Annotated in this window: 2 protein-coding genes; both read right to left on the reverse strand. The window is 75.7% G+C overall.

From position 1 onward, the window contains the following. On the reverse strand, positions 1 to 508 hold a 508-nt coding region (locus ACFWZ5_RS40705; protein WP_384806954.1), incomplete at its 3' end, for a DedA family protein. Further along, positions 505 to 1,236: a class I SAM-dependent methyltransferase gene (locus ACFWZ5_RS40710; protein ID WP_384806951.1), complete on the reverse strand. Its 732-nt coding sequence runs from the start codon at positions 1,234 to 1,236 to the stop codon at positions 505 to 507. The genes ACFWZ5_RS40705 and ACFWZ5_RS40710, both read right to left, overlap by 4 nt. Positions 1,237 to 1,478 lie beyond the last annotated feature (242 nt).

Here is a 1,478-nt window from a genome sequence, read left to right on the forward strand (position 1 = left end):
ACGCAGCAGCGGACACCACCGCATACCCCACCCCCACCCCACCCCCCGCCCACAGCGTCGCGGCGACCACGCTGTATGCCGCCACCCGGCGATACGGCACCCGCGTAGCCCCCGCAAGATGCGGCGTCACCGTCCGCACCACCGGCAGAAACCGCGAACAGAACAGGGCCTGCCCCCCGAACCGCTCCATCAGGGCCTCCGCCCGCCGCCACGCGACACCGGGTATCCGCCGCCCCAGACACCCACCCCGCAGCCGCACACCGAGCACCCGCCCCGTCCGATGCCCGAGCGCGTCCCCCGCGACAGCGGCCCCCGCGGCGACCACGACGGCGGGCACCAGACTCAGCTCACCGGCGCGGGCCAGCGCCCCGGCGGTCAGGAGCAGCGCGAGCGTGGGCACGAACGCGCCGACCAGGAGCACGGACTCCAGCAGGACGGCCCCGCCGAGCAGCGCGTACGCGCACGGGGCGGGCACCTGGTCGAGGACACCGGTGAGGGGGGTGGTCACCGCAGGACTTCCTGGGGGACGGCTGCCGGCGTGGCCGCGGACGCGTCCGCGGTCGGCACCCGCAGCTGCCAGACGTACGCGGGCGGCAGATTGCCCCACACGGTCCAGCGCCCGGTGGCGTACCGGCGCTGGTACCCGGCGAGGACCCGCTCCACGGCCCGGTGCCGCCCCGCCGAGACGCGGGAGGACAGCAGGGAGCGGGCGGTACGGGTGCCGCGGTAGGCGAAATACGTGAGGGTGCCGCCGGGGTGGAGCAGGTCCAGGTAGCGCTCCATGATGAGTTCGACGTGCTCGGGGGCGAAGTTGGTGAAGGGCAGGCCGGAGACGATGACGTCGTAGCGGCGTCCGGTCTCCAGGCTTTCGACGGCGCCCTCGTGGACCCGTACCCGCTCGGCCGCTCCGGCGAGCAGCGGGTCGGTGCGGGTGAGCGTGCGCAGGCGCGCGGCGAAGCGGGGGTTGGCCTCCACGATGTCGAGGCGGCTGCCCGAGGAGAGCAGGGGGATGAGGGCCCGGGTGACCGAGCCGGTGCCCGCGCCCGCCTCCAGGACGGTCAGCGGGCGTCCGGCGGCGCCGCGCAGCGGATCGGCGAGCATGCGGGCGAGGGCTCGGCCGCTGGGCGCGACGGCGCCGGTGGTGCGCAGGTCGCGGGCCGCTTCGATGAGGAAGCTCCAGCCGTCGGCGTTGCGCTGCGCGAGGGTGCGGTCGTGGGAGGAGGTCCAGTCGTTCATGGCTCTGACGCTAGGAACGGCGACGCGTCGGCAGATCGGCCCTTATGCGACGCGGAACCCCGACGAAAGTAGGGGGTCACCCTGCCCGGCCGGCCGAGGCGGGGGCCGCTGAGCTGCCTAGTCTTGGCCGCGTGAGAGCGAACGGCGCGGTGACGGGCGGGAACGACCCGGTGGGGTGGCCCGGCGGGGGCGGGTGGGCCGAGCGGGGTGGGTGGAGCGGGCGGAGCGGGCGGGCCGGGCGC

It is taken from the genome of Streptomyces sp. NPDC059003, from assembly GCF_042740445.1.
Lineage (GTDB): Bacteria > Actinomycetota > Actinomycetes > Streptomycetales > Streptomycetaceae > Streptomyces.